We start from the raw sequence: 21552 nt of genomic DNA, 5'->3' as shown, positions 1-21552 counted from the left end.
CGATGCGCAGTCCCGCGATCACCGCCGGCCATGCGGCGCCGCTCGGCGCGACCTTCGACGGTGCCGGAGTGAACTTTGCCCTTTCCTCGCGCCATGCCGACCGGGTCGAGCTGTGCCTTTTCGATGCGAAGGGCAAGGAAACCCGTATCGAATTGCCGGAACGGGATGGCCATGTCTGGCACGGCTATATCTCGGGGCTCAGGCCGGGGCAGAAATACGGCTATCGCGTCCATGGCCCCTACCGCCCCGCCGAGGGCCATCGCTTCAATCCCAACAAGCTGCTGATCGACCCCTACGCCAAGCGCCTGACGCGCGGCCCGATCCAGCATGACGCGCTTTTCGGCTACAAGGCCGGCGATCCCCAGGCTGACCTGAGCTTCGATCCCCGCGACAGCGCGCCCTACATGCCCCGTTCGGTCGTGATCGACCCCAGCTATTCATGGGGCGCCGATGACCCCTTGCGGCATCCCATGACCGAGACGATCATTTACGAAGCGCATGTGAAGGGCCTGACGGCTGGGCGCCGCGACATTGCCGATCGCGGCACGTTCCTTGCGCTTTCCTCGGACCCGATCATCGAGCACCTGAACAATCTCGGCATCACGGCCATCGAGTTGCTGCCGGTCCACGCCTTTGCCGATGATGCCTTTCTGGTTGCCAAGGGGCTCAGGAACTACTGGGGCTACATGTCCTATGGATTCTTCGCGCCAGAGCCACGCTACATGCGCGACGGCGACATCGCCGAATTCCAGCAGATGGTGTCACGCTTTCACCAGGCCGGGATCGAAGTCATCCTTGATGTTGTCTTCAACCACACAGCCGAAGGCAACGAATTGGGGCCGACCCTGTCGTTTCGCGGGCTCGACAATGCCTCCTATTATCGTCTGGCCGAGGACCCGCGCTTTTACGTCAATGATGCGGGAACTGGGAACGTCCTCGATCTCGACAAGCCCTTCGCACTGCGGCTGGTGATGGATTCGCTGCGCTACTGGGTCGAGGTGATGCATGTCGACGGCTTCCGCTTCGACCTTTGTTCGGTCCTTGGCCGTTCGCATGGCAGGTTCGATCGTGACGGGTCGTTCTTTCGCGCAGTCCAGCAGGACCCGGTCCTGAACCGGGTGAAGCTGATCGCAGAGCCCTGGGATATCGGCGAGGGCGGCTATCAACTGGGCGCCTATCCCGCGCCGTTCGCGGAATGGAACGACCGCTTTCGGGATCAGGTCCGTGCGTTCTGGCGCGGCGATGCGCAAATGACGGGCAAGCTCGCCAAGCGGGTCGCGGGTTCAGCCGCGCGGTTCGACCATGATGGCAGGGCGGCGACATCTTCGGTAAATTTCATCTCGGCCCATGACGGCTTCACGCTGATGGACACGGTCAGCTACAGTCAGAAGCACAACGAGGCCAATGGTGAGGACAATCGCGACGGCCACGACCACAATCTTGCCGACAATTGCGGGGTCGAAGGCCCGACCGAGGATGAGAAGATCCTGCAAAAGCGGGCGCGGCGCCGACGCAATCTTATGGCGACGCTGCTTTTGTCCCAGGGCACGCCCATGATCCTTGGTGGGGACGAGCTGGGGAACTCGCAGCAGGGGAACAACAACGCCTATTGCCAGGACAATGAAATCGGCTGGGTGGACTGGTCGGACGAGGACCCCAGCTTTCTGGGTTTCTGCCGTCGCGTCATCGCCTTTCGCAAGGCTCATCCGATCCTGCGGCAAAAGCGTTTCCTGCACAGCCAGCCGCGCGAACAGGACGGCATCACCGACCTGTTCTGGCGCCGGGCGGATGGCGGGCCGATGCAGGTCGAGGACTGGTCGGAACCCGGCCTGCGCCTGCTGGCCGCGGAAATGCGCATGGCCTCCGGCACGCCCGATTATGCCGCGCTGACAGGCGCGGTCTTTCTTGTCCTGAACGCGGGGCCAGATATTGATGTGCGCCTGCCGGATACAGCAAGGCGCGGCATCTGGCGCCGGAAGCTCGACAGCAGCCGCTTCGGGTCGGTCGATGAACCGGCGGGCGAGTCCGAGGCGATTGCCGCAGACAGTGTCGTGGCCTTTGTCCTGACGGGCGAAGGGGCCAACGCGTGAGTAGCGGCCCGTCGTTCAGGCAAAGGCTCCATTTTCTGGGCAGATCCAAACCCATCCTGCGCCCTTCGTCCTGCATGCCTGCCAGCGAGATATGCAAAACCGCCGAAAGCTGGCACCAAGAATCGTCAGGCTGTCCCGGACCTTGTCAGGTCGCGGAAACTGCCCGCATATCAAAGCTTTCCCGTGTCTCAGTTCATCAGCCATGAGGCCAGACTTGACCGAGCTTCCCTCTGCGAAAAGCCTTGCTGACCAGATCCTTTATCACCTGACCCACACCCAGGGTCGCGGGCCGGAATTCGCGACAGTCTTCGACTGGCGGCTGGCCGTCAGCTACACGATCCGCGACCTGATCGTGACGCCCTGGATGGCGGGGCATCGCGCCTCGCGCGACCAGAAGCTCAAGCGGGTCTACTACCTGTCGATGGAATTCCTGATCGGGCGCATTCTCGAAGACGCGATCATCAATCTCGAACTTGAGCCGCAAATGGAGGAAGCCCTTTCCACCCTTGGCCTGGACGAGCATGAGATCCTTGACGACGAACCCGACGCCGCGCTGGGAAATGGCGGCCTAGGCCGGCTTGCCGCCTGTTTCATGGAGTCGCTTTCCAGCCTTGGGGTCCCGGCCTTCGGTTATGGCATCCGCTATGAACATGGGCTGTTCCGCCAGCGCTTCGAAGGCGGCCAGCAGGTCGAGGCACCCGAGGATTGGCTGAACCAGCCTCACCCCTGGGAATTCGTCCGGATCGATTACAGCTACACGATCGGCTTCAAGGGCCATGTCGAAACCGTCGATGGCCAAAGCACCTGGCTGCCGGGCGAAAGCGTCATTGCGCGGGCTTATGATACTCCGGTCATCGGCTGGCAGGGCAACTGGGCGAATACCTTGCGGCTATGGGGGGCGCAGCCGACGAACCTCTTCGACCTGCATCGCTTCAACGCGGGCGATTATGCGGCGGCAGCCGAGCCCGAGGCCCTGGCACGCACCCTGTCCCGCGTTCTCTACCCCGACGATACGACGGATCAGGGCAAGGAATTGCGGCTGAAGCAGGAATATTTCCTGACCTCGGCGGCGCTTCAGGACATCATCCGCCGCTTCGTGGCGGAACATGGTGAGAACCTTGCCCACCTGCCCGACAAGGTCGCGATCCAGCTCAATGACACCCACCCCGCCATTGCCGGACCCGAACTGATCCGCCTGTTGATGGACGAGCACGGGCTGAGCTTCCCCGAGGCGCTCGATCTTTCGCGCCGCACGCTGAACTACACCAACCACACGCTTCTGCCCGAGGCGCTGGAGCGCTGGTCCACCTGGCTCATGGGGCAGGTTCTGCCGCGTCATCTGCAGATCATCCAGATGATCGACGACGACCACCGCGCCTCGACCCATCGCCCGGCACATGTCGCGATCGTCCAGCATGACGAAGTTCGCATGGGTGAGCTTGCCTTCATCATGGCGGGAAAGGTGAACGGTGTTTCCGCCCTCCATACGGATCTGGTGCGAAGCACGGTCTTTGCCGACCTTCACAAGCTTCATCCCGATCGCATCGTGAACGAAACGAATGGCGTGACGCCCCGACGCTGGCTGCGGCTTGCCAATCCGCCGCTGGCACGCCTGTTGGACCAGACGATCGGCACAGGTTGGACCGGTGATCTGGACCAGCTCGATGGGCTGAAGGCACATGCTGCCGATGCGGCCTTTCTCGAGGCACTGCGCGATGCCAAGCGCCAGAACAAGGAGTCGCTCTCGAACGGGCTGCTGGCCGACCTCGGGGTCAAGGCCGACCCGGACGCGCTGTTCGACGTGCAGGTCAAGCGCATGCACGAATACAAGCGCCAGCTTCTCAACATTCTGGAAACCATCGCGCTATGGCACCGCATTCATGCCAGCCCGAATGGCGACTGGGTTCCGCGGCTGAAGATCTTTGGCGGGAAGGCCGCGCCAGGCTACTGGATCGCGAAGACAGTCATTCACCTGATCAACGATGTCGCCCGAACCATCAATGACGATCCGGTCACATCGAAATATCTCAAGATCGCCTATCCGCCGAATTACAACGTCTCGATGGCCGAGAAGCTGATCCCGGCGGCGGATCTGTCCGAGCAGATCTCTACGGCCGGCAAGGAGGCTTCGGGCACTGGCAACATGAAGTTCACCATGAACGGCGCGCTGACGATCGGCACGCTCGATGGCGCCAATGTCGAGATCCGCGATCTGGTTGGGCCTGAGAACTTCTTCCTTTTCGGGCTGACGGCCGAGGAAGCCGCGCAGGAAAAGGCTCGTCCGGGCCATGCCCGGCTGGCGATCGAGAAAAGCGAGGATATGCAGGTTGCCCTGCAATTGATCGCGGAAGGACGTTTCGGACGGCCCGAGCATTATTATGCCTTGCTCGATCGGACATGGAACGACGACCCGTTCCTTGTGGCCTCGGATTTCGACGATTATTTTGCATGCCAGCGTAGGGTAGATGCCGCCTATAAGGACAGTCGCGACTGGGACCGCATGTCGACGCTGAACATCGCCTCTTCTGGTTTCTTCTCGTCGGACCGCACCATCCGGGGCTATATGAAGGATATCTGGAAGGTCGGCTGAACGGATGATCGGCCCCGCCGTGCAATCGCGCCGGGGTCATCGTTCCGTCCCCGATGGGATCATTGCCCTGCAGCGGCAATTCCTCTGGCCAAGCCGCGCTGGGTCTGGCTTGTTGTCCCGCGACATCCAGGGATTCAATCGGGCACGGGAATGGCCTTCACATTCAGACAGCTCTGCTATTTCGTGGCGGCTGCAGAAAGCGGCTCGGTTTCGGGTGCCGCCCAGGTTCTGGCGATATCGCAATCGTCGGTGACCGAGGCCATTCGCGACCTCGAGGCAGATCTGGGCGTCCAGCTTTTTGACCGTCACCCGCGCGGGCTCGACATCACGCCGCGCGGACATCAATTCCTGCGCCATGCCCAGACCATTCTCGGCACCGTTTCGGATGCGCGCCAATCGATGGTCGAAGAGGCCACGCAGCTTTCCGGCAGGCTCAGCATCGGGGTGACCTCGCTTGTCGCCGGCTATGTCATATCGGACGTGCTGGCCCGATTTCGTCGCGCCAATCCCGCTGTCGAAATCGCCGCGCTCGAGGATTCGGGCGAATATCTGGAGCACCTCCTGATCGGCGGTGAACTGGACGTCGCCGTCATGGTCACCTCGAACCTGCGGGACAAATTGGCGCTTCAGGCCGAGATCCTCGAGGTATCGCCCTATCAGCTTTGGCTGCCGAATGGCCATCCTCTGGCGGCGCAACCCTCGGTCACGATCGAGGATCTGGCGGACGAATCCATCATCATGTTGCGCCTGGACGAAACCGAGCAACCCACCCGGAGGCTGCTGGGAGCATTCGGCACAAGACCCAAGATCGCGTTTCGCACCCGTTCGGTCGAAGCGGTTCGATCACTGGTGGCGACGGGTGCCGGGATCGCGCTTCTGCCTTCGCTGATCTATCGTCGCTGGTCGCTTGAAGGCGACCCGATCGTCTCGCGCGATGTATCCGGATCATTGCCCGTGGTGCAAGTTGGCGTGGTCTGGCGCAAGGGCGCCCCGCTTCCTGCCACAGTGCGCGAGTTCATCCGCACTGCACAGGCGCAACGATCGAAGCGATAAGGGCTCAATATCGGAAAATCCGATATCGCCCTTCTGATAATTGAATTTGCGAATTCGCTCGTCCGCCCGCAAGCTGGTCGCAAGAGGCTCGATGGTCTCGGATCAACAGGGAAAACATCATGAAGAACGTGTTGAGCACGCTGGCTTCGGGGCTGGCGTTGGTTGCTGCTGGCGCATTGCCCGTATCGGCCGAAATGCTGACCCAACTTGGCGAACCGGAAGGCGCGCTGTCGATCGTGGCCTGGCCGGGTTATATCGAGCGCGGCGAAACCGACCCCGCCTTCGACTGGGTGTCCGAATTCGAGAAGAACACAAGCTGCAAGGTCGAGGTGAAGACTGCGGGAACGTCGGACGAGATGGTTTCGCTGATGAACCAGGGTGGCTTCGATCTGGTCACTGCCTCGGGCGACGCCTCGCTGCGGCTGATCGCGGGCGAAAAGGTCCAGCCGATCAATACCGATCTGATCCCGAGTTGGAAGGAGGTGGATGAACGTCTGAAGGACGCGCCCTGGCACACGGTAGACGGTACGCATTACGGCACGCCCTTCATGTGGGGGCCGAACGTGCTGATGTTCAGCTCGGAGGTCTTCAGGGAGGCACCGACCACATGGGACATCGTCTTCACCGAACAGACGCTGCCCGATGGCAAGTCGAACAAGGGCCGCGTGCAGGCCTATGACGGCCCGATCTACATCGCCGATGCGGCACTGTATCTCATGCACAAGAAGCCCGAACTCGGCATCACCAACCCCTATGAGCTGAACGAAGACCAATATGCCGCCGCGCTGGAATTGCTGACCGCTCAGCGTCAGCTCGTATCGCGATACTGGCACGATGCAATGGTGCAGATCGACGACTTCAAGAACGAAGGCGTCGTCGCCTCGGGCACCTGGCCGTTCCAGGTCAACCTGCTCAAGGCCGACGGTGCCCCTGTCGGCAGCACCATTCCGGTCGAGGGCGCGACCGGTTGGGCCGACACCCTGATGCTGCATACCGAGGCAGCGCATCCGAACTGCGCCTATCTCTGGATGGAGCACTCGCTCAGCTCGAACCTGCAATCCGACCTTTCGGTCTGGTTCGGCGCCGTGCCTTCGGTGCCCGCTGCCTGCACCAATGGATCGGGTCAGCAGACCGCCGAAGGATGCGCCCAGAACGGTTACGAAGATTTCGACAAGATCTGGTTCTGGCGCACGCCCACCTCGAAATGCGAGGCAGGCGGCTGCGTCCCCTATCACCGTTGGGTGTCGGATTACATCGCCGTCATGGGCAGCTGAGCCCTTCCTGCCCGGGCCTCTGGTCCGGGCAACATTCTCTCCGGGACAATTCAAATGACTGAAGCTGTGAGCTTTCGCGGCGTGTCGCGCCATTTCGGCCATATCCGAGCTGTGGACAGCGTCGATCTGGACATCCGCGACGGCGAATTCTTTGCCATGCTTGGCCCCTCGGGATCGGGCAAGACGACCTGCCTGCGGCTCATCGCGGGATTTGAACAGCCGACCAGCGGCAAGATCAGTATCTATGGCGAAGAGGCAGCCGGTGTCCCGCCCTATCGCCGCAATGTGAACACCGTCTTCCAAAGCTATGCGCTGTTCCCGCACATGAACGTGCGTGACAATGTCGCGTTCGGGCTGCGCGTGAAGGGCATCTCGAAATCCGATCGCCATGCCGAAGCCGAAAAGGCCCTGGCCCTTGTCGAGCTTGGCGGTTTCGGCGACCGCCGCGCGGGCGAGCTTTCGGGCGGACAACGCCAGCGCGTGGCGCTTGCCCGAGCGCTTGTCAACAAACCTCGGGTGCTGCTGCTGGACGAGCCGCTGGGCGCGCTGGATCTCAAGCTGCGCGAACAGATGCAGGAAGAATTGCGTCGTCTTCAGCAAGCGCTTGGCCTGACATTCGTCTTCGTCACGCATGACCAGGAAGAAGCGCTGTCTATGGCCGACCGCGTCGCTGTCTTCGCCGAGGGCCGCATTCAGCAGGTCGGAACCGCCGAGGAGATCTACCGCCGCCCCGCCAGTCGCTTCGTCGCGGATTTCGTCGGTTCGTCGAATGTCGTTCCGGCCGATTTCGTCGGTGCGGGTCCCGGCAACCGCTGGGCCAGCCTGCGCCCGGAAGACATTCGCATCGCTCCGGATGGGCGCAACGCTACGGTGATTTCGCGCGCGTTCCACGGCCGGGTGATTAAGCTGGGGTTGCAACTGGGCAGCCAGTCCATCACGGCGCTGATGCCCGCGACCGAAGCGCTGCCCCAGCCGGGCGAAACCATTCGCATCGCCTGGGATGCGGACCGCGTCCATGTGATGGGATCCGAGGCATGACCGCCACGGCCATCTTCCCGTCCCGAAAGGGAATTGCGGCTCAGTCGGTCGACTGGATGATCCGCCATCCGGCGATGTTCACCTTTCTCATGGTGCTGCCCATCGCGCTCTGGCTGGGCATTGTCTATATCGGCTCGCTGATCGCGCTACTGATGCAGAGCTTTTTCTCAATCGACGAGTTTTCCGGTGTCGTCGTCAAGGAATTCACCTTGGCCACCTATGCCCAACTCTTCCGACAGGCGAATTTCGATATCATCCTTCGTACGGTCGTCATGGCTGCTGCCGTGACATTGGCCGCGGCCGCAATCGCCTTTCCGATCGCCTATTTCGCCGCCCGCTACGCGCGCGGGAAATGGAAGGCGCTTTTCTATATCGGGGTCATGCTGCCCCTGTGGTCGAGCTATCTCGTCAAGGTCTATGCATGGAAGCTGGTGCTTGCCAAGGAAGGCATCCTGACCTGGCTCTTCGAGAAATTGCACCTGGGCTGGCTGCTGGACGCTGTTCTCGGCCTGCCGCTGATCGGCGGCAACTCGCTTTCCGTGAGCTATCTCGGGACATTCATCGTCTTCGTCTACATCTGGCTTCCCTACATGATCATCCCGGTGCAGGCGGCGCTTGAACGCGTGCCTGGCGCGATGCTCGAAGCGGCGTCCGATCTGGGTGCAACCCCTGGTCAGAGCTTCCGCATGGTGCTTTTCCCGCTGGCGCTTCCGGGCATCATCGCAGGCTCGATCTTCACCTTTTCGCTGACGCTGGGCGACTACATCGTCCCCCAAATCATCGGCTCGGGCAGGCTATTCATCGGCCAGGCGGTCTATGTTCAGCAGGGGACGGCCGGAAACATTCCCCTGGCCGCAGCCTTCACCGTGGTCCCGATCGTCATCATGGGGTTCTACCTGTGGGGCGCGAGAAGAATGGGGGCGTTCGATGCACTCTGAAACCCGTGCCCCACTGGGGCTGAAACTGGCTGCAATCGGCGGGCTCATCTTTCTTCTTGCTCCGATCGCATTGATCTTCGTCTATGCCTTCACGACCGAAGAGAAAAGCTTTCAATGGCCCCCGCCCGGCTTCACGCTGAAATGGTTCGGGGTCACGCTGAACCGGCCCGATGTCTGGCAAGCGCTGTTTCTTTCGCTTCGGGTCGCAGCCATCTCAACGGCGATTGCGCTGATCCTGGGCACGATGACCGCCGCCGCCGTTTCGCGTTCGCGCTTCTTCGGGCGGGAAACGATCTCGCTGCTGGTGATCCTGCCCATTGCGCTGCCCGGCATCATAACCGGCATATCGCTGCGCTCGGCCTTTTCGCTGCTCGACATCCCGTTCAGTACCTGGACCATCGTGCTGGGCCACGCGACCTTCTGCATCGTCGTGGTCTACAACAACGCCGTCGCAAGATTCCGCCGCACATCGGGGGCGCTCATCGACGCCGCGATGGACCTTGGCGCCGACGGGCTGCAGACCTTCCGGCTGGTGATCCTGCCGAATATCGGAACCGCGTTGCTGGCGGGCGGCATGCTGGCCTTCGCGCTCAGCTTCGATGAGGTCATCGTCACCACGTTCACGGCAGGAAACCAGTCCACCCTGCCGATCTGGATGCTGGAAGAACTGATCCGCCCGCGCCAGCGCCCCGTCACCAATGTTGTCGCCATGGCCGTCGTTCTGGTCACCGTGCTTCCGATCCTGGCCGCCTATTGGCTGACCAGAGAGGGCCAGCACACGGATGGCGCCGAGAAATAAGATCCTACTGGGAGAAGAAGAAATGCAAACCAAGATGCTGATCGGGGATGCCCTTGTCGCGGGTACCGAAACCGAAGAGCAGATCCTTAACCCGCGCACCGGCGAGATCATCCTGACCCTGCCCGAGGCGTCGATCGCTCAGGTCGAGACCGCCGTAGCGGCCGCCGAACGCGCCTTTGCCACCTGGTCCCGGACGACCCCTGCCCAGCGGTCTGGCTATCTTCTGAAGATCGCGGAGCGGATCGAGGCCCGCGCCCAGGATTTCGCCTCGCTCGAGGCGCTGAACTGCGGCAAGCCCGGCCATCTCGCGCTGAATGACGAACTGCCTGCGATCATCGACTGTTACCGTTTCTTCGCCGGCGCAGTCCGGAACATGAGCGGTCCTTTGGCGGGCGAATACCTTGCCGGCCACACCTCGATGATCCGCCGCGATCCGGTGGGCGTGGTGGCCTCGATCGCGCCCTGGAATTATCCGCTGATGATGATGGCGTGGAAAATCGCCCCCGCGATCGCCGCCGGAAATACGGTCGTCTTCAAGCCTTCGGAACAGACGCCACTGACGGCGCTGAAGATGGCCGAGATCTTCGCCGAGGTGCTTCCGGAAGGCGTCGTCAACGTCGTTCTGGGACGCGGGGATACGGTCGGCGCCGCGCTGATCGACCACCCGGCAATTGCCATGATCTCGATCACCGGGGATATCGCGACCGGCCGCAAGATCATGGAAGCTGCATCGAAGACCATCAAGCGTACGCATCTGGAACTGGGCGGCAAGGCTCCTGTCATCGTGCTGGAGGATGCAGATCTTGAGGCGACCGTCGCCGGGTTGCGGGCCTTTGGCTATTACAATGCAGGACAGGATTGCACGGCTGCCTGCCGGATCTATGCCCATTCCTCGGTCTATGACCGCTTCGTCGCGGATCTGACGGGCGCGGTATCGACGATCGGCTATGCCAATGCCGATGACAGCCTGAACGAAATGGGTCCCCTCATTTCCCCCCGCCAGCGTGACAGGGTCGCGAGCTTCGTCACCCGCGCCCGCGATTCCAACCACATCGAGATCACCACCGGAGGTGAGATCCATGATGGTCCCGGTTTCTTCTACCAGCCGACTGTCATCGCGGAGGCGCAGCAGGGTGATGAGATCGTCCAGCGCGAGGTCTTCGGACCGGTGGTCTCGGTGACCCGCTTCGACGAGGTCGATACGGCCGTGAAATGGGCCAATGATTCCAGCTATGGCCTTGCCTCATCGGTCTGGACCCAGAACCTTTCCAAGGGGATCGAGCTCTCCACGCGGCTGCAATATGGCTGCACCTGGGTCAACACGCATTTCATGCTGACGAACGAGATGCCACATGGCGGGATGAAGCATTCGGGCTATGGCAAGGACATGTCCGCCTATGCGCTCGAAGACTATTCGGTCGTCCGCCATGTCATGATCGCGCATTGAACCGTATTGGCGGTGGGGCCGATCCCGGCCTCTCCGCCGATCCCACGAACGGCGGCAGCTCGGGCCTAGCGCGCGAAACGCGCGAACCTGCATCCCAGCACGTTGACCAGATCCCGAGGGGCGATTTCGATCTGCAGGCCCCTGCGCCCGCCATTGACGAAGATCGTGTCGTGAAGGCGCGCCGCGTCTTCAAGGATGCAAGGAACCGGCTTGCGTTGTCCCAGCGGACTGATCCCGCCGACCTTGTAGCCGGTCATCCGCTCGGCCGTCTCGGGCCTGATCATCCGGGCCGACTTGCCCTCACACAGGGCTGCCATGGCCTTCATGTCGACCTCGGCATCCGAGGGAAGAACCGCGCAGCACGCCTTGCCATCGACTTCGATCATCAGCGTCTTGAAAACGCGGGCCGGGTCCATCTGCATCGCTTCCGCCGCCTGCAATCCGACGCGTTCGCCTCCCGGATCATAGTCATATTCAACAAGGCCGAACGAGATGCCCGCCTTGGTCAGAACCTGTGTGGCTGGTGTGCCGCGGGCCATAGAACGTCTCCTGCCGGGGTCGACGGATCGTCGTCCCTGCGCGCAATGAAACATGCGACGCCCTGGGACGCCAGATGGCCGGGCGGCCTTCGTGAAGCCATTCGTTGACGCCATCACTTCTCGGTCCACCACCGGTCGACCCCAGAATGCATTTCCCGCAATGAATACGACGATTGCCTTTCGACGGCGGCAATTATGTTGCGCTGCACCTGTCGCGGCTTTATGAGGCCACATCCATCTAACCGCCATGTCACAAACGGAGCGGCTTTGATCTGATCTTGGCCGGGGGAGTATAGCCATGCTGGATCTGACCGATATTCGCGGCGAATTGCGCGCGCATTACGACCTCGAACCCTCGCTGGAACTGGCCGAGGAAATGTCGGACATCCATGCCCGCATGGGGCGCGTCATGCCACTGGTCGACTGGGCTATCCATGCGCCCTATGTCCGCGCGATCAACGCGTTGAAAAAACAGCGCAACGCCGTGGTCCTCGCGCATAACTACATGACGCCGCAGATCTATCACGGCATTTCGGACGTTGTGGGAGACAGCCTGCATCTCGCGATCAAGGCGACCGAAGTCGAGGCCGACATCATCGTGCAATGCGGCGTGCATTTCATGGCCGAAACCTCGAAGATCCTGAACCCGCAGAAGACCGTGCTCATGCCCGACATGGATGCGGGATGCTCGTTGGCCGAAAGCATCACCGCGGACGGCATCGCCGAGATGCGGGCGCGCTATCCCGGTGCCCCGGTCGTAAGCTATGTGAACACCACTGCCGAAGTGAAGGCCGCCTCGGATATCTGCTGCACCTCGGCCAATGCCGCGCAGATTGTCGCCGCCCTTGATGCCGATACGGTCATCATGACGCCGGACAAGTGGCTCGCCCAGAACGTGGCGAACAAGGTCCCCCACAAGCGCATCGTCTGGTGGGACGGGGCCTGCATCGTGCACGAACAGTTCACGGCCAAGGACCTGCGCGATTTCCGCGACTGGAATCCGGGCCTGAAGATCATCGCGCATCCCGAATGTCCGCCCGAGGTCGTGGCCGAGGCCGATTACGCGGGCTCCACCGCGAATATCCAGGACTGGGTCACGCGAGAGCAACCCGATCAGGTCATGCTGGTCACCGAATGCTCGATGGCAGCGAACATTTCGGATGCGAACCCCGAAGTCGAATTCCTGGGTCCGTGCAACATGTGCCCCTACATGCAGAAGATCACGCTCGAAAAGGTGCTCTGGTCTTTGCATTCGATGACCGGCGTCGTCGAGGTGGACCCGGCCATTGCCGAACCCGCCCGCCAGGCAGTCCAGCGCATGATCGACTTGTCGCGGCAGCTTCAGGGATGAACGGGATCGCGACGGGTCGGATCGTCATTCTGGGTGCGGGGCTCGCAGCCCTGACCGCCGCGCTGCGGCTTGCGCCCCGTCCCGTACTGCTGATCTCGCCCGATCCCCTCGGCCAGGGGGCAAGCTCTGCCTGGGCACAGGGCGGCGTCGCTGCGGCAATGGACCCCGCCGACAGTCCCGAGGCCCATGCCGAGGATACGCTTAACGCAGGGGCGGGACTCGTCGATCCGGAAATCGCCCATCTGGTCACGCGCGCGGCCCGCGCGCAGATCCTGGATCTGACCGAGATCGGCACCCCCTTCGACCGGACGATGGAAGGCGGCTACGTTCTTTCGCGCGAGGCAGCGCATCGCGCGGCCCGCGTGGTTCGGGTCCGCGGCGATCAGGCCGGCGCCGAGATCACCCGCGCGCTTGTCGCGGCCGTGCGCGCGACGCCCTCGGTGCAGGTGCTCGAAGGGTTCCTGGCCACGGGGCTTGAGATTGCGGACGGCCGCGTTTCCGGCGTCCGGCTGATGCGGGAAAGCGGATCGGCCGAAACCCTTCTGCGCGCGCCCGCCATCCTTCTGGCAGCCGGGGGGTCCGGCGGGCTTTACGCGGTGACGACCAATCCTCCGCGCATCGCGGGCCAGGCCATCGGCATGGCAGCTCGGGCGGGCGCCGTGATTGCAGACCCGGAATTCGTCCAGTTCCACCCGACCGCCATGGATGTGGGCGAAGACCCCGCCCCCCTCGCGACCGAAGCCCTGCGAGGCGAAGGCGCCCATCTTGTCAACAACGCGGGCGAGCGCTTCATGCTGGCCGTGCACCCCGATGCGGAACTCGCGCCGCGCGACATCGTGGCCCGCGCCGTCTATCTGCAAAGCCAGGCCGGTCAGCGCCCCGCGCTCGACACCCGTGGGTGCCTTGGTGCACGTGTCCTGACAGATTTCCCGGCCGTCGCCGGGGCCTGCACCCGCGCCGGGATCGACCCGACCAGCGAACTGATCCCCGTCGCCGCCGCCGCGCATTACCATATGGGTGGCGTCGAGACGGACAGGAATGGCCGCACCAGCCTGCCGGGCCTCTGGGCCTGCGGCGAGGCCGCATCGACCGGGCTGCACGGGGCGAACCGGCTGGCATCGAACGGGTTGCTGGAAGCGCTGGTCTTCGCGGGGCGCTGTGCGGAATCGATCGCCGCGACCGTTCCGGTGGCAAGCACGGGCGCGGTCGTTCTGCCCGACCTTTCTCCTCGCCCGCTGCCAGATCCTGCCCTGGTCGCGCGCCTGCGCCGCGCGATGACCGCCGGGGCTGGCGTTGTCCGTGATGCTGTCGGCCTGACCCAATGCCTGCACGAGATCGAGGCAGTGGAGGCAGGCCAGCCGGACTGCGAGGTGCTGCGCAACATGACAGCAACTGCAAGGCTGATCGCCACCGCAGCCCTTGCCCGTCGTGAAAGCCGGGGCGCCCATTTCCGCAGCGACTTCCGCGAAACCCAGGGCGCCGTTGGCCGGCGCACCCGCATGACCCTTGTCGAGGCCATGGCCTTGCGTCCCAGCCTGAAGGAACCCGCATGAACGCGCAGCCCTCCTTTCCCGATCTGATCCTCGAACCCCTGGTGCGCGGCGCGCTGGCCGAGGACTTGGGAACATATGGCGACTTGACGACCCGGACGGTGATCCCTGCAGGCACCCGCTACGCAGCGAGGATCGTTGCGCGCGAAGCCGGCATCGCGTCGGGGATGCAGCTTGCAGAGATCGCCTTTCGCCTGGTCGATCCGTCGCTGGAATTTCACTTGCATGTCCCGGATGGCGGCGCTTTCGACAAGGGCGAGGTCATGGCCGAAATCAGGGGTGAGGCAGCCTCGATCCTGACGGCCGAGCGCGTGGCGTTGAACTTCGCCGGGCGCCTTTGCGGGATCGCGACCCAGACCGCTGCCTTTGTCGCCGAAACGCGGGGCACCAAGGCCCGGATCACCTGCACTCGCAAGACCACGCCCGGGCTGCGCATCGTCGAGAAACAGGCCGTGCTGCATGGCGGCGGCTTCAATCACCGCTTCTCGCTTTCGGACGCGATCCTGATCAAGGACAACCATATCGCGGCCGCGGGCGGCATCCGTTCGGTGCTTCAGGCGGTGAAGGCGCGGGCCTCGCATATGGTCCGGGTGGAAATCGAGGTGGACAGGCTGGACCAGCTTGCCGATGTCCTTGACGAGGGTGGCGCGGATGTCGTCCTGCTTGACAACATGGACAGCCCCACCCTGCGCGAGGCGGTCGCGCTGAACGCGGATCGGCTCAAGCTCGAAGCATCGGGCAACATGCGCCTTGCCCGCATCGCCGAGGTGGCCGCGACGGGCGTCGATTACATTTCTGTCGGTGCGCTCACCCATTCGGCGGGAACGCTGGACCTCGGGCTCGACTTCTGAGCCAGGCGGGGTCCGGAAGCCCCAGCGCTTAGTCCGCCATTTCGGCCGGGATCAGTCCTCGCAGCGAATTCCCGACCCAAAGCCGGGCGCTTGCCAGTTCTGCCGCTGCAAATGGGCGCTCGATGCAGCCACCCGTTGCGAGCAATTCCTCGCGCAGCACGCCGGGCAAAAGGCCCGAGCGCAGCGGTGGTGTGCGCAGCCCCTCTCCCAGATCGTAGAAGATATTCGTGATCGTCCCTTCGCAGACCTCGTCGCGCTCATTCAAAAAGATGAGTTCCTCGATCGTCGCGGGCAATTCGTCGCGGCTCCGATCATAAAGGTGCCTGCGGCTGGACTTTACCGATAGCCAGGGATCGGACGATTCAAGCCGTACTCTGGCCAGGGCAAGCCGCCAGACCGGCCGCACCGGCGCCAACACCCCCGCCGTCACCCCGATTTCACCCTTGGCGTCCAGTGTCAGCCGCATCCGCGCCGGGCCCTGCGGCACGGCATTGTCAAGCGCGGCTTCGGCCGCCGCCAGTTCGCAATGCCAGCCCAGCGCCCGAGCCGAACGCGAAAGCCGTGCAAGATGGCGGGGTAACCGAACCAAGCTCTCGGCGTCCCACAGCAGCGTTTCGATCAGCTTCAGCCCCGGCTCAGATCCGCGAAGCGCGCCTTCCATAGCGCCTCCTCCCATTCTCCGGCGGCGGTGGAATCCTGCACAACTCCGCCGCCCACATTCATCAGCACCCGACCTTCGGGAAACAGCCGCAAGGTCCGGATCGCGACATTGAACGAGGCGCTGCCATCGGGCGCCATCCATCCCATTGACCCGCAATAGATGCCGCGTGCAAAGGGCTCGAGCTCGGCGATGATCTGCATGGCACGGATTTTTGGCGCACCGGTCACCGATCCGCAGGGAAACAGCGCCTGCATCAGCCGATCGAGCCGCGCGGGGCCATCCAGCCGACCGACCACGCGCGAGATCATCTGGTGCACGGTCTGCAAGGTATCGACGCGAAACAGTTCGGGCACGCGGACCGATCCGACTTCGGAAATGCGGGAAATGTCGTTGCGCAGAAGATCGACGATCATCAGGTTTTCGGCGCGGTTCTTTTCGCTTTCGCGCAGTTCCCTGGCGACCGCCTGGTCGCGTTCGGGATCGGGATCGCGGGGCGCCGTGCCCTTCATCGGACGGGTTTCGATCACCCCTTCCGCGTCAAGCTGGAAGAACAGTTCGGGCGAACGCGAAATGATGACCGGCCCGACACCGAGATCTGCAAAGGCGCCGTGTCCGACCGGCTGCCTTTGCCTCAGCGCCGCATAGAGCCCCGCACCGGTGCCAGCCGTCAATCGCGCCCCAAGCGGAAAGGTCAGGTTCACCTGATAACAGTCGCCCTGGCCGATATAGTCTGCGAGCCGCCGGAAACTCTTGCCGTAGCCCGCCTCGTCCAGCAGCGGGGCGAATGGCGATAGCCGCACCCCCTCGGCCTCTCCTTGCGCGGCGCGCAGGAACTCGTCGGGGGATTCCGGCCCATCGTGGATGCCGAAGACCAACAGCGGTTCATCTTGCGACAGGCGCAAGAGCGGTTTCAACCGAGCTTCCAGGGCCATCCCGGCTTCGTAACCGATCCAGCCGGCAACCCAGGCCCCGCGCTGGCGTTCCGCCTCGACCGTTTGCAGCGCGGGCAGAACTTCCTCCGGCGTCCAGGCGGTCACCTGACGCGAGGCATTGCGAAACAGCGCCGCATGCCCTCCGGGCCCGTCTTCGAAAACGATCATGCCACCCCTGACCTTTGCAGATATCACGAACGCCCCGCTGATGCCCGAGCAGCGACCGGCTGTCCAGCCAATCCGGGTCGCGCTGCATGACTGCGGCGCTGGCGGATCACGTCGAGCCGGAAGGCGGCGTCGGTTTGCAGATATTCGTCAGGAGGACTTGCTGGCCAGAAGATGGCTCAGCATCTCTTGCAGCTTGGCGACGTCCTTCGCCTCGAACTCGGCGCTAAGCTGATCCTCGTAGCGGCCCATCCGCCCGTTCGTTTCTTCGAGCAGCGCCTTGCCCTTATCCGAGGCGAGGATGACAACGACACGGCGATCCCTGGGATTGGGGATGCGGTAGACAAGCGCTTCGGCCACCATCCTGTCGATAAGCTTCGTCACGCTGGGGGCAGGCATTCCCATGCCCTCGCATATGCCGCCCATCGTCAGGCCGTCAGGATTGCCCCGCAGCAGCGACAGGACGCGCCATTGATCAACTGGCAGCCCGTCACCGGACAGTTGGCTGACCATCTGGCGGTTAAGCGCCATCAGCATGTGAACAAGACCGTCATCTTGAGTTCTGGCAGGCATTTCGCACATCGAATTATTTCGTCTGGAAATATAATAATTCCAATCTTGAAACGAGCAATTCGAAACCGACAGGAACAAGAGACCGGAAACAGAACTGTCCTGATTGATCTGAGCCGAATGCGGCAGGCATGCGCCTCAAAGGCCGCTCAGGTTGCTGGACGCATCCGAGCCAAGGACCATTTCGTTCCCTCGACACCGGGCCGCCTATCGCCCAGCAACAGCACCGGATAGAGGACGAGTGCGACCCCGCCGGAAATCAGGGTCGAGAAGATGACATCGCTGAGAAAGTGCCGCCCCAAAGCCAGCCTCAGCATGGATATCACCACGACCGACAGGCAGGCTGCGACCACGGCCCAGCCTCGTCCCAGTTTTGATAGCCGTTGCCAAAGCAGAACGACGACGCAGATGGAAACGCTTGCGACCAGACCGACATCGCCCGAGGTGAACGAACAGTTCCGCACGCATTGATCGGAGATCACCCAGGCGGGGGTAAAATGCGCGCCGCCGCCGAACTCGATCACATCGACGGGCCGCGCCCGCCCAAGATTGCTTTTCAATATCAGGTTGACGACGAGCCCCGGGGCGAGCAGCAGGTTAAGCGCAATGAACCCCCAGCACCGCAATGCCGCACCCTTCAGGCCGGGCCGGCGCCAGGCAAGAAGCGTGGCGACAAGGGCGGCAAAGGCGAACAGCTCCATCCCCAGACGCAGGCCATCGTTGAGATGCTTCAGCACTCTTGGAGCGATCGCGACGTGCTGTGCCGCGTCGATCAGCAGTCTCGAGACTGCCAGATCAAGCCCGGGATGATAGGCAAAGACCAGCAGCGCGGTGAGAACCGAAAGAAGATAGGCGGCCAGCAGGCGATGATAGACGAGATCGGTCATGACCCGCCCTCTTCCGCCGCCAGACATCCCCAACCTGCCAACGGGATCAGAACAACCGTGCTGCCTTGGCCAAATCCCGCGTCGAGATGCATCCGGTCAAGGATCGCGGCATCGCGACAACCATGCAGACGCTCTTCGCGAAGAACGAGCAGCGCTTTCTCGCCTCTCCGAAGTTCCTGCGCCTCGAACGGATGGGACAGCTGCCAATGGTTCGCCGGCGCGAATTTCGGGGGCACCGCCCGCACCTCATAGCCCCTGGGCGTGCCGAACCATGTCAGATCAGCCAGGATGTCGCGATCGGCCGCGACAAGGATGCGTGCGCCCACCCGGTCCGCCCCGTTCAGGACCCAGTCCGCAAGTGGCTCGTGCCCCAGATAGCGCGCCATCGCCAATCTGCCATCCAGCAGGCGCAGCCCGGTGGCAGCGACCTTCGCCAGGGGCAGGGCCAGAGAAATCGCCAGCCCGAAGGTCAGGGATACCAGCCAGAGCCTTGGCCTGTCAGCGAGCAGGCCTGCGGCAAGGATCGATCCGGGCACAATGTAAAGCACCGCCCAATTCGCCAGCGCCTTTCCGGCAAGCGCCTGGCACAGGACGATAAGGAGGGACGCGGCGGCAAGCATGGTCAGGGCAATGGTATCGCTGCCCCGCGTCGCACGGGACATCGCCAGAAGACAGGCGGGAAACAGGACCGGACCGATGACCATCAGCTGGTCAAGAATGAACTTCGCGGCTACGCCGTAGGACGGATGACCGCCCTCGATGCCGGATGAGCGGGCAAGATGGTGGAACGTGACGAAGCCATGCGATGCCAACCAGCCCAGATGCGGCAAAAGGACAATGATGGTCACCGTCACGGCCGTCAGCAGATCGCGGCCACGAATGCGCCAATTCGACGAAACCACGGCGGCGCCGATCATGCCGACGATGGCATAGGCCATCGCGTATTTCGCAAGAAGCCCGATGCCGACGGCGGCGCCCAACCCCACGGCCAGCCAGAAACCGGGGCGGCGATCCAGACGCGCGCGCCCCAGCTCATGCTGTGCGATCAGCGCAAGCGCCGAGGCGAGCAGAAGCGGTGTATCCGTCGTCATCAGCGCCGATCCCAGCGCCACGGCCGGCGCGGTCAGATAGGCAAGCGCGGCCATCGCCGCAATGCGCTGATCGACAATCCTGCGCGCCAGTGACAGGATCGCCAAGGCGGTTGCCGCGTGAATGATCGCGGCGGGCAGACGGACGGCCCAGACCGAATGGCCGAAAAGTTCGGTCGAGGCCCGGATGATCCATCCGATCAGCGGGGGCTTTGAATAGGCCCCAAAGGACGATTCCTGCCCCCAGGCCCAATATTGCGCTTCATCGGTAGAAAGCTCGGTCAGGTCGAGATAGCCAAGCGCCATTCGGTAAAGCGTCAGGGCACAGATCAGCGTGAATGTGACCCGTAGGCCCCGTTCCTCGGCCAAGGCGGCACCCTGCGCGTCAGCCCTGATAGGCACGTCCGTTGCGTTCTGCATGAATGAGCCAGAGATTGCGGATATAGATCACCAGGCCCATCGATTGGCCCAGAATGAAGACGGGGTCCCGGCGCCAGAGCGCATAGCTGAACAGCACGGCCCCGCCGCCAAGCGAGAAGTACCAGAAGGCGACAGGAATGACCGAACGCTTCTGCCGCTCGGAAACGATCCACTGGACGAGAAACCTCGCGGTGAAAAGCAACTGCCCCGCCAGCCCGACAAGGACCCAGATGAACTCGGTCCAACTTTCGACATGAAGTGCGGACCAGACGATTTCCCGCATTTTGGCCTCCCCTTCTATTGCGCTCGACCGGATTGTCCCGAGCCGCCCAAGGCATGATCGTTGACGACAATTTCGCGCGGGATCGTTCGCTTGCGCCGCCGGATCAGCCAGGCCACGCCCAGCAGATCCCAGATACCGACAAAAGCCCGCCTGAGATTTCCGTATTTCGATCGCCCGTGGCGACGGGCCGCATGCGTCACGTCGACCAGTTCGATGCGCCAGCCGTCGCGCGCAAAAAGTGCCGGAAGATAGCGGTGCTGGTGATCGAAATAGGGCAAGGCCAGATAGGCATCCTGTCTGAAAGCCTTGAGCCCGCATCCGGTGTCGCGCGTTCCGTCGCGCAGCACCGTCATCCGCAACACGTTCGCGAAACGAGAGGCCAGACGTTTGGAAAGACTGTCCTTGCGACCGACCCTCTGCCCGGCCACGAGCCCCAATGCCGGGTCGCTCGCCGGTGCAAGGAAGGGCGCGAGCAGGCTGGCGAGATGGGCCGGCGGGTTCTGGCCATCCCCGTCGAGCGTCGCGACAAGGTTCGCGCGCGCCGCCCGCACCCCGGAATGGATCGCGGCCGATTGCCCTGCCGGGTCGTCGTGACAGATCAGGCGCATCCCCGGAAAGGCTGTGACGAGGGAAATGCAGACCTCCCGCGTGCCATCCTTCGATGCATCGTCGACAAGCAGGATCTCATAGGGGCAAAGCGGCTCGAGGACCTGCCGTATCTCCTCGACAAGTGGAACGATGTTTTCCGCCTCGTCCCGCAGCGGCACGACAATCGAAACTCGCGGCCGCACAGGTCTGGACCCGCCAGCATTCCGGGTCGGGGATTTGAGCGGGTCAGAGGCGGTGTGCTTGTTCATGGGTTGCTCCACCCGGTTTGGCTACCGTTTCCGCGTAAGCATCATTTTACACTTTGATTGCCATTTTGCGACAAGACATCCCCAAGCCTGGGGCGGCAATTTCGGCTGAAGCGTCGCGCAACCTGACACCTGTGCTGCCGCCGCCGCCTTCCGCGTTGATCCAAGATTG

19 protein-coding genes are annotated in these 21552 nt (G+C 63.0%); 11 read left to right on the top strand and 8 right to left on the bottom strand.

Features of this window, described 5'->3' with window-relative positions; translation table 11 throughout:
- Positions 1–2 precede the first annotated feature (2 nt).
- From glgX to RGQ15_RS08980, 8 genes are all read left to right on the top strand, one after another.
- Positions 3–2090 (top strand): glycogen debranching protein GlgX, encoded by a 2088-nt coding sequence (gene glgX / locus RGQ15_RS09015; protein ID WP_311161067.1) that lies wholly within the window; start codon positions 3–5, stop codon positions 2088–2090.
- Between the two features lie 202 nt (positions 2091–2292).
- On the top strand, positions 2293–4680 hold the full coding sequence (locus RGQ15_RS09010; protein ID WP_311159879.1) for a glycogen/starch/alpha-glucan phosphorylase: 2388 nt from the start codon (positions 2293–2295) through the stop codon (positions 4678–4680).
- 150 nt (positions 4681–4830) lie between these two features.
- A complete protein-coding gene (locus tag RGQ15_RS09005) occupies positions 4831–5733 on the top strand; it encodes a LysR family transcriptional regulator (protein ID WP_311159878.1) in 903 nt (300 codons plus the stop codon).
- 119 nt (positions 5734–5852) lie between these two features.
- Positions 5853–7007, top strand: coding sequence for an ABC transporter substrate-binding protein (locus RGQ15_RS09000; protein WP_311159877.1), 1155 nt, complete (start codon positions 5853–5855; stop codon positions 7005–7007).
- A gap of 54 nt (positions 7008–7061) precedes the next feature.
- Positions 7062–8045, top strand: a complete 984-nt coding sequence (locus RGQ15_RS08995) for an ABC transporter ATP-binding protein (protein WP_311159876.1) — start codon at positions 7062–7064, stop codon at positions 8043–8045.
- Entirely contained in the window at positions 8042–8983 is a 942-nt protein-coding gene (locus RGQ15_RS08990; RefSeq protein WP_311159875.1) for an ABC transporter permease, read from the top strand. The genes RGQ15_RS08995 and RGQ15_RS08990 overlap by 4 nt, the downstream gene beginning before the upstream one ends.
- The gene (locus RGQ15_RS08985; protein ID WP_311159874.1) at positions 8973–9782 is read left to right on the top strand and encodes an ABC transporter permease; all 810 of its coding nucleotides are present in this window, start codon (positions 8973–8975) and stop codon (positions 9780–9782) included. The genes RGQ15_RS08990 and RGQ15_RS08985 overlap by 11 nt, the downstream gene beginning before the upstream one ends.
- Before the next feature lie 22 nt (positions 9783–9804).
- Positions 9805–11229, top strand: a complete 1425-nt coding sequence (locus tag RGQ15_RS08980; protein WP_311159873.1) for a gamma-aminobutyraldehyde dehydrogenase — start codon at positions 9805–9807, stop codon at positions 11227–11229.
- Between the two features lie 65 nt (positions 11230–11294).
- Here the strand turns inward: RGQ15_RS08980 and ybaK are convergent, their stop codons facing one another.
- Complete coding sequence (ybaK, locus tag RGQ15_RS08975) at positions 11295–11768, bottom strand: Cys-tRNA(Pro) deacylase (protein ID WP_311159872.1); 474 nt, start codon at positions 11766–11768, stop codon at positions 11295–11297.
- Between the two features lie 298 nt (positions 11769–12066).
- Between ybaK and nadA the strand changes: the two genes are divergently transcribed.
- The 3 genes from nadA to nadC are packed head-to-tail and all read left to right on the top strand — an operon-like array spanning position 12067 to position 15520.
- Positions 12067–13119 (top strand): quinolinate synthase NadA, encoded by a 1053-nt coding sequence (gene nadA, locus RGQ15_RS08970; protein ID WP_311159870.1) that lies wholly within the window; start codon positions 12067–12069, stop codon positions 13117–13119.
- Complete coding sequence (locus RGQ15_RS08965; protein ID WP_311159869.1) at positions 13116–14672, top strand: L-aspartate oxidase; 1557 nt, start codon at positions 13116–13118, stop codon at positions 14670–14672. Before nadA ends, RGQ15_RS08965 begins: the two co-directional genes overlap by 4 nt.
- Positions 14669–15520, top strand: coding sequence for a carboxylating nicotinate-nucleotide diphosphorylase (gene nadC, locus RGQ15_RS08960; RefSeq protein ID WP_311159868.1), 852 nt, complete (start codon positions 14669–14671; stop codon positions 15518–15520). The genes RGQ15_RS08965 and nadC overlap by 4 nt, the downstream gene beginning before the upstream one ends.
- A gap of 28 nt (positions 15521–15548) precedes the next feature.
- On the opposite strand, the gene RGQ15_RS08955 is transcribed toward nadC, so the two are convergent.
- From RGQ15_RS08955 to RGQ15_RS08925, 7 genes are all read right to left on the bottom strand, one after another.
- Positions 15549–16181: an aminotransferase class IV family protein gene (locus tag RGQ15_RS08955; protein ID WP_311159867.1), complete on the bottom strand. Its 633-nt coding sequence runs from the start codon at positions 16179–16181 to the stop codon at positions 15549–15551.
- Positions 16145–17281, bottom strand: a complete 1137-nt coding sequence (locus RGQ15_RS08950) for an aminodeoxychorismate synthase component I (RefSeq protein WP_311159866.1) — start codon at positions 17279–17281, stop codon at positions 16145–16147. The genes RGQ15_RS08955 and RGQ15_RS08950 overlap by 37 nt, the downstream gene beginning before the upstream one ends.
- Before the next feature lie 147 nt (positions 17282–17428).
- Positions 17429–17851 carry a MarR family winged helix-turn-helix transcriptional regulator gene (locus RGQ15_RS08945; protein ID WP_311159865.1) on the bottom strand — a complete coding sequence of 141 codons (423 nt, stop codon included), beginning with the start codon at positions 17849–17851 and terminating at the stop codon, positions 17429–17431.
- A gap of 146 nt (positions 17852–17997) precedes the next feature.
- Entirely contained in the window at positions 17998–18735 is a 738-nt protein-coding gene (locus tag RGQ15_RS08940) for a phosphatase PAP2 family protein (RefSeq protein ID WP_311159864.1), read from the bottom strand.
- Complete coding sequence (locus RGQ15_RS08935) at positions 18732–20243, bottom strand: glycosyltransferase family 39 protein (protein WP_311159863.1); 1512 nt, start codon at positions 20241–20243, stop codon at positions 18732–18734. Before RGQ15_RS08935 ends, RGQ15_RS08940 begins: the two co-directional genes overlap by 4 nt.
- The gene (locus RGQ15_RS08930; RefSeq protein WP_311159862.1) at positions 20209–20526 is read right to left on the bottom strand and encodes a lipid-A-disaccharide synthase N-terminal domain-containing protein; all 318 of its coding nucleotides are present in this window, start codon (positions 20524–20526) and stop codon (positions 20209–20211) included. Before RGQ15_RS08930 ends, RGQ15_RS08935 begins: the two co-directional genes overlap by 35 nt.
- Positions 20527–20540: 14 nt before the next feature.
- Entirely contained in the window at positions 20541–21383 is an 843-nt protein-coding gene (locus RGQ15_RS08925) for a glycosyltransferase family 2 protein (protein WP_311159861.1), read from the bottom strand.
- Positions 21384–21552: the final 169 nt, after the last annotated feature.

The organism is Paracoccus sp. MBLB3053 (assembly GCF_031822435.1).
GTDB lineage: Bacteria > Pseudomonadota > Alphaproteobacteria > Rhodobacterales > Rhodobacteraceae > Paracoccus > Paracoccus aurantius.
Note: the sequence above shows the minus strand (reverse complement) of the source record. Positions and strands in the feature narration are given on the sequence as shown.